The sequence below is a fragment of the Frankia sp. AgB32 genome (assembly GCF_023243045.1).
In the GTDB taxonomy this organism is placed as follows: Bacteria; Actinomycetota; Actinomycetes; order Frankiales; family Frankiaceae; genus Frankia.
In genome coordinates this window covers 1-6376 of record NZ_JALKFX010000272.1, presented here as the reverse complement: position 1 = coordinate 6376, position 6376 = coordinate 1, and the positions used below count along the sequence as shown (strand labels likewise).

General features: G+C 70.0%; 5 protein-coding genes and 1 pseudogene. 2 read left to right on the top strand and 4 right to left on the bottom strand.

Annotation, left to right across the window (positions count from 1 at the left end; genetic code table 11):
- Window positions 1–177: 177 nt before the first annotated feature.
- A pseudogene (locus tag MXD60_RS28380) lies at window positions 178–726 on the bottom strand (transposase); the annotation flags it as partial.
- Window positions 727–740: 14 nt separating this feature from the next.
- Complete coding sequence (locus MXD60_RS28375) at window positions 741–1322, bottom strand: TetR/AcrR family transcriptional regulator (RefSeq protein ID WP_248822766.1); 582 nt, start codon at window positions 1320–1322, stop codon at window positions 741–743.
- Between the two features lie 165 nt (window positions 1323–1487).
- On the opposite strand from MXD60_RS28375, the gene MXD60_RS28370 reads away from it, so the two are divergent.
- Window positions 1488–2312 carry an SDR family oxidoreductase gene (locus MXD60_RS28370; RefSeq protein ID WP_248822765.1) on the top strand — a complete coding sequence of 275 codons (825 nt, stop codon included), beginning with the start codon at window positions 1488–1490 and terminating at the stop codon, window positions 2310–2312.
- Between the two features lie 443 nt (window positions 2313–2755).
- Here MXD60_RS28370 and mdcA read toward each other — a convergent pair whose 3' ends face one another.
- Complete coding sequence (mdcA, locus tag MXD60_RS28365; protein ID WP_248822764.1) at window positions 2756–4414, bottom strand: malonate decarboxylase subunit alpha; 1659 nt, start codon at window positions 4412–4414, stop codon at window positions 2756–2758.
- A 103-nt stretch (window positions 4415–4517) separates the two neighbouring features.
- On the opposite strand from mdcA, the gene MXD60_RS28360 reads away from it, so the two are divergent.
- Window positions 4518–5432 (top strand): LysR family transcriptional regulator, encoded by a 915-nt coding sequence (locus MXD60_RS28360; protein WP_248822763.1) that lies wholly within the window; start codon window positions 4518–4520, stop codon window positions 5430–5432.
- A gap of 3 nt (window positions 5433–5435) precedes the next feature.
- Here MXD60_RS28360 and MXD60_RS28355 read toward each other — a convergent pair whose 3' ends face one another.
- Window positions 5436–6242: an SGNH/GDSL hydrolase family protein gene (locus MXD60_RS28355; protein WP_283099136.1), complete on the bottom strand. Its 807-nt coding sequence runs from the start codon at window positions 6240–6242 to the stop codon at window positions 5436–5438.
- Window positions 6243–6376 lie beyond the last annotated feature (134 nt).

Below are 6376 nucleotides of genomic sequence, written 5' to 3'. Positions count from 1 at the left end.
ACGCGCCCGACACACCAGCTACCGCGTCAAGAAACCCGACGAACCCGCCTCGATCCGCCACCCAGGCCCCGCCACGGACGAACTCAACGAACGCCCTCGGCTCTGCCTCGGAGACAAAAGCCCGCTCTACCTCACCCGCCAGTGGACACGCCGCCCGCACAGCCGCTAATTCGCGACGACGACTGGAAACCGCCCGCGATCAAGTGGACGGCTGGCCCATTCATTCATCTCCGCGAGGACCGTGTCGGTGATCCGGGAGACCGTCTCCCGAGATACCGCCGCCCCGTAGATCTCCTCGAAATGCGCCGAGATCTCCCCAGTCGTCAGTCCTTTCGCATAGAGCGAGAGCACGATCTCGTCGATACCCGAGAGGCGGCGCTGCCGTTTCTTCACGATCTGCGGGTCAAACGTGCCTTCCCGGTCACGCGGAACCGTGATCTCCACATCACCAGCCACCTCGGAGATGACCGTCTTCGTCCGGCCACCGTTGCGGACGTTGGCTGATTCCCGCTCCGCAGGCGCCCGGTTCTTCTCGTGACCCAGGTGTTCGGTCATCTCCTCGGCCAAAGCCGCCTCGAGCACGTTCTTCGTGAACAGCTTCAACAGGCCATCCGGGTCCGTCAGCGCCAGCCCACGCGCCTTCGCGTCCGCGACCATCGCCGCCGCGGCGGCCTGCTCCGGCGACAGCTGCCGCCCCGCATCCCGATCTTGCTTCCGAGGGGCCATATCACCCGATGTCATCACTCACAGTGCCCATCCCGCCGGACCCTGAGCCCGGCGTGTCGGGCCGGAAACACCGATCTTGAAGCAGTCCCCGGCCAGACTGTCGCGATGAGTTGCTCGGGTGTCTCGGGGCAGCCGCGCCGTAGCCAGTCGAGGACGAGGCCGAGCAGGGAGCCGGCGAGGACCGCGGCTGCCGGGTTGTCGGGGATCTGGGAGGGGTCCTGGGCATGGGTGTCGAGGTCGGGTTCGGTGAGGTTGACGTGGACGGCGACGGTCAGCCTCTGGTGAAGGTGATTGATGACGCGGGCGCTGCCGTCGTCACCGAGGAGGGCGCGGTAAAGGCGGGCGCGTTGGCCGATGTGCGCGAGCACTCCGGTCAGGGCCTCGCGGCCACGGCGGTAGTCGGCGGGTGAGTCCTCGGGCAGCAGCACCGGTGAGGCGGAGATCAGTTCGTCGAACATCGTGGTGCAGGCAGCGGCGGCGAGGTCGTGGACGTCGGTGTAGTGGTCGTAGAACGTCGACCGGTTGACGTCGGCTCGCTTGGTGACGTCCGAGATCGTGATCTGGGCCAGGTCCTGTGCGGCGATGAGTTCAAGCAAGGCGGCCTCGAGTGCGGCGCGTGACCGACGGGATCGGCGGTCGAGCTGATTGGGGGCTTGCCGGTCGGCCATGTTGTCACGATACTAACCGACACACGTCGGCTAACCGACGCTTGAAGATTAGACGGCGGGTGTCCGCGAGTTGTCCTGTGAGGAAGAAGGCACATGGAACACGATGTAGCGGTAGTGATCGGCATCGGCGGGATGGGCCAGGCGATCGCCCGCCGGATCGGGGCCGGCAGGCAGCTTCTGATCGCGGATGTCAACGAAGCGGGCCTGCGGTCGGTCGCGGGGCAGCTGGAGGCTGAGGGGTACGCCGTCGCCGTCGCCGTGGTCGATGTGTCGTCCCGCGAGTCGGTGGCGGCGTTGGCCAAGCAGGCGGGTTCGTTGGGGGCGGTGCGGTCGGTGGTGCACACCGCCGGGCTGTCGCCTGTGCAGGCGTCGGTGGCGGCGGTCCTCGCGGTCGACCTGCTGGGTGTCGCGATGGTGCTGGACGAGTTCGCCGAGGTCGTCGCGCCGGGCGGCGCCGGCGTGGTGATCTCCAGCATGGCCGGTCATTTCACCGCCCCGCCAGCGCCGGACGTCGCCCGGCAGCTCGCGACGACGCCAGCCGCCGAACTGCTGTCGCTCCCGGCTGCCAGGGCTGACCAGTTCCCCGACGGCGGCCAGGCGTACGGCTTCGCCAAGCGCGCCAACCAACTCCGGGTCCAGGCCGCCAGCACCGCCTGGGGTGCCCGCGGTGCGCGGATCAATTCCATCAGCCCCGGTGTGATCGCAACGCCGATGGGCGCGGCCGAGCTCGCCGGCGACAACGGCGTCGTCATGCGCATGATGATCGACGCGTCCAACGCCAAGCGGCTCGGCACGCCCGCCGACATCGCCGCCGCGACCGAGTTTCTGCTCAGCCCCGCCGCCGGCTTCATTTCCGGCATCGACCTGCTCGTCGATGGTGGCGCCGTCGCCGCCATCCAGACTGGCGCCCTGGGTTAGCCCCACGGGGGAATCGCGGACGTAGCCAGACTGACCGGCGAGGGCCGGGCTGAGGCCAGGAAGAGGGCTAGCGCGAGCATGCCGACGCTGCCTCCCGGGGAGGCGCCGAGCGCGCTCGGCCGGCGGTCGAGACGACGCAGCGCTTCGACGCCCGCGGCCGCCCGTGCCTTTGTGCCGAAGCACAGCCGCTGCGCGGGTTCGCCCGAGCGACAGGGCTTTGCGGTCCGCCGCGGCTGAGAAGTCAGGCGTCCTCCAAGCCGCGCATCGTCATCAGCAGGCGTCGAGGCAGGCGATGTCCTCGCTGCGGCCGCGGGCGCGGCCGGCGGTCAGTGTCGAGGGCGGCCGCCGCGTGTGGGAAGCCGGCGCGGGCCTCGGCCGCGCCCCGACGCGGTAGCCGGCTCGTGCGCGCCCTACCTGGGGTGAGCCGAGGGGCGGGAGAAGTGTCATTGCCTGCTCCGGAAGCGGGCCGGCGGATCGTAAAGGCCGCCCGACCACGCCACGAGGTCCTCGATGCTGCGGGCCGCCAGCAGGGACCGGTCGGCGTCGGCGCGCCGCACGCCGAGATCCTCCGGCGTGGCCAGCACCCCGTCGCGACGCAGCCGCTCGCGCTCGGCGGACGTCGAGCTTGTTCCCTGTGGGCCTGGTCCGGCCAACGCGGCGATCGCCTGGCGGCGTTCGTCCAGGTCGCGTGCCCGATAGAGATAGGCGACACCTTCCTCGCTGATCAGGTGGGTGACGTCGTCGCCGTAGATCATCACGGGCGTCAGGGGCATGCCCGCTCTCTGGCCGAAGGCGACGGCGTCGAGCGTCTCGACGTACTTGGGGATGCCGCCCTTCCCGTAGCTCTCCGCGATCTGGACGACGAGCTTGTGCCCGCGTCGCACGCCGAGGCGGCCGGTGCCCTCAGCGAGGCTGAGCCAGGCGGGGGAGGGGTGCCGGCGGCCGCGGGCGTCGCTGCCCAGGTTGGGGGCTCCGCCGAAGCCGGTCAGACGGTTAGAGGTCACCGTGGAGGAGTTGCCCTCGGCGTCCACCTGCAGGGTGGATCCGATGAACATGTCGGTGGCGTACAGCCCGGCGGTCTGGGCGGCCATCCGGTTGGAGTGCAGGCTGCCGTCGCGTCCGGTGGCGAACACGTCGGGACGTGCGGCGGTATAGCGCTCCATGCCGAGCTCACCGCCGAAGGAGATGATCGTGTCCACCCAGCCGCTTTCGATGGCGGGGATGAGGGTGGGGTGGGGATTGAGGGCGAAGTGTCGCGCGATCTTGCCCTTGAGGCCGAGCCGCTGGCCGTAGGTCGGCAGCAGCAGCTCGATCGCGGCGGTGTCGTAGCCAATGCCGTGGTTGACCGAGGCGACCTCGTGCCGCTCGTAGACCCCGCGGATCGTGAGCATGGCCAGCAGCACGTGCACGTCTGTGATCTTGCGTGGGTCGCGGGTGAAGAGCGGCTCGATGGCGAACGGCCGATCGGCCACGATCACGAAGTCGACCCGGTCACCGGGGATGTCGACCCGCGGCAGTTCACCGTCGCCGGCCAGCCGGTTGACCTGGGCGACCACGACGCCGTCCCGGAAGGCGGTGGCCTCGACGATGGCTGGCGTCTCCTCCGTGTTGGGGCCGGTGTAGAGGTTGCCGGCGCTGTCCGCGGCCTCGGCGGCGACGAGGGCCACGTCGGGGGCGAGGTCCAGGAACATTCGGGCGTAGAGCTCGAGGTAGGTGTGGATCGCGCCGACCTCCAGCGTCCCGTCGGCGATGAGTGCCGGGACCCGCGCCGCCTGGCGGCCCGCGTACGCGAAGTCGATCCGGCGCGCCACGCCCCTCTCGAAGACGTCGAGATGCTCAGGGCGCGAGATGGACGACAGCAGCAGGTGCAGGTTGTGTACACGGCCCGGATCAACCTGGGCGAGCGCCCGGGCGAGAAAGTCCGCCTGCTTTTGGTTGTCTCCCTCCAGCGCGACCCGGTCGCCAGGGTCGATCACCGCTTGCAGCAGATCGACTACTGAGTCGGTGGGGACGACGCGGCCTGACGCGAGAGACGACGCGGCGGCCAGTCGCGACCGCTTTCGGTCGCGGCGCGAGGTCCACGTCCGGTTCTCGGTGGTCATTGCCTCTCCTCTCCAGACGGGCAGCGCGTTACATGCTCTGTGCACAGTTATGCGGCGAGGGGCGCCATGGTGGCGAGCCCGGGCGGGGTAGATTCATGCAGTGGTGAATGAGAAGACGGGGGCTGCCTCGCTCGTGCCCGAGCTCGCTCAGCTCGCCGCGCTCGGCGTGGAGCGCTCCATCACGCGGGCGGCCGCGCGGGCAGCCACGAGCCAGCCGACGCTCAGCCGCGCGGTGCGGCGCTGGGAGGACGCCCTCGGCGTCCGACTGGTGGAAGCGGAGGGCCGGGGCATCCGCCTCACACCCGAAGGCAACCTGTTGACCGTTGCGGCCGAGGAGGCCCTCCTCGTGATGGAGACCGCCGTGCGCCGGGTGCGCGGCGAACCGCGCGCGCCGGCGATCACGATCGCCTTCCTGCGGTCGCTCGGCCCGCCGGTCGTGGGCGAGCTCGTCTCGTCTTTTCTACGGGCGCATCCGGGTGTCCTGATCGGGCACCGGGAGGCCTCCACCGCGGCGGTACTCGACGGCATCGACGCGCGACAGATCGACCTCGCCGTGACCGCACCGCACCCGCCCGGGCGATTCGGCTGGCTCCACCTGGGCCACCAGGCGATCGTGCTCATGGTGCCGTCCACGCACCAGCTGGCGGACCGCGGCGCGGTCGCGTTGCGCGAGGTGGGCGACGAGGCCTTCCTCGCCCTCGACCATCGCTTCCATACCCGGCAGGTCACCGATGCGCTGTGGGCGGCGGCCGGCATCGCGCCGCGGATAACGATGGAGGCCAGTGACCTCCTCACGATCGCGAACTACGTGTCCGCCGGACTCGGCATGGCCCTCGTGCCCGCGGACTCGACAGCGCACGCACGCACGGTGAATCTGCCGCTGGCAGACGCCGGAGCGCGCCGCGAGTTCGGCCTCGTCTGGGGCACCCAGGACGACCGGCCGCTCACGCTGTCATTCGTCGCCCACGCCCACCAGCTCGGCGAGCGTTATCCAGGCTGGGCGGACATCGACCTCTGATTTTCATTGCGGCCGGTCGCCTTGGTCGAGCAGCTCCGCCAGAGTGCCTGCGATCGCGGTCATTCCCGCCAGGTTCGGGTGAAACGAGGCCGCTGTGCGTTCCGGCTCCGGCGCGAAGTTGAAGACCCAGGGCTCCTGAGCGCCTAGCTCGTGCCCTTCGCCGAGTGCGGAGGCTGCCAGCAGCTCGGCGCCGGAGCGTTCCGCGGCCCGCCTGTGGGCGTCCCGCAGCGCTGTCTGGATGCGCAGCAGCGCGACCAGGTCCTCGGCGGGGAAGGGCACATCGACGCCCGGGCGCGTGCGGTCCCCGAGGGCGGTCAGGTAGTCCACGAGAATCACCCGGGCCTGGGGGGCACGTCGGCGCGACTCGCTCACGATGCGGGCCAGACCGTCGGCGGCCCGTTCGACGTCGGCGTCGGTCAGGGTCGGGATGCCGTTGGCCACCATCTCGTTCAGCATCTGCGCCCACGGGCTGTGCGGGTCGTGACTGTGCCAGGCCGCGGCGAGCATCGAGCCGGCGAACTGAAGGTCGTTGCCACCGGCCGTGACGGTGATGATGTCGGTGTCGGCGGGGAGGCCGTCGATCTGCGGCGCGAATCGCGCACCCGTCATCGTCGTCTGCGCGCTGTCCAGGATCGTCTCGGTGGTCGCGCCCGAGACGGACAGGTCCACGAGCCGTGCGTCGAGCCGTGCGGCGAGCAGGTGGGCGTAGTTGTGGGCGGACCGCATCGCGGCGGCGTTGTCCACCGGCTCGATGCCAGGACCGGCTGCGTAAGAGCTTCCGAGGGCGGCAATGAGTTGAGGCTGAGCCATAGGCCGATGTTGCCAAATCGTAACTGGTCAGATCGTTTGTTTTTGCTCTTGCGGCGTGCTGGGGCTGTTCGGTGATCTGGTAGCGCCGGAGCGTTGGTGTCGCGTGGTTGATCGGTCCGTAGGGTTCGGGTGTG

What these genes read in the sequence shown, in the direction of transcription:
- MXD60_RS28370 (WP_248822765.1), top strand. Translation starts at nt 1,488, where the DNA reads ATGGAACACGATGTAGCGGTAGTGATCGGCATCGGCGGGATGGGCCAG.
- mdcA (WP_248822764.1), bottom strand. Translation starts at nt 4,414, where the DNA reads ATGACCACCGAGAACCGGACGTGGACCTCGCGCCGCGACCGAAAGCGG.
- MXD60_RS28355 (WP_283099136.1), bottom strand. Translation starts at nt 6,242, where the DNA reads ATGGCTCAGCCTCAACTCATTGCCGCCCTCGGAAGCTCTTACGCAGCC.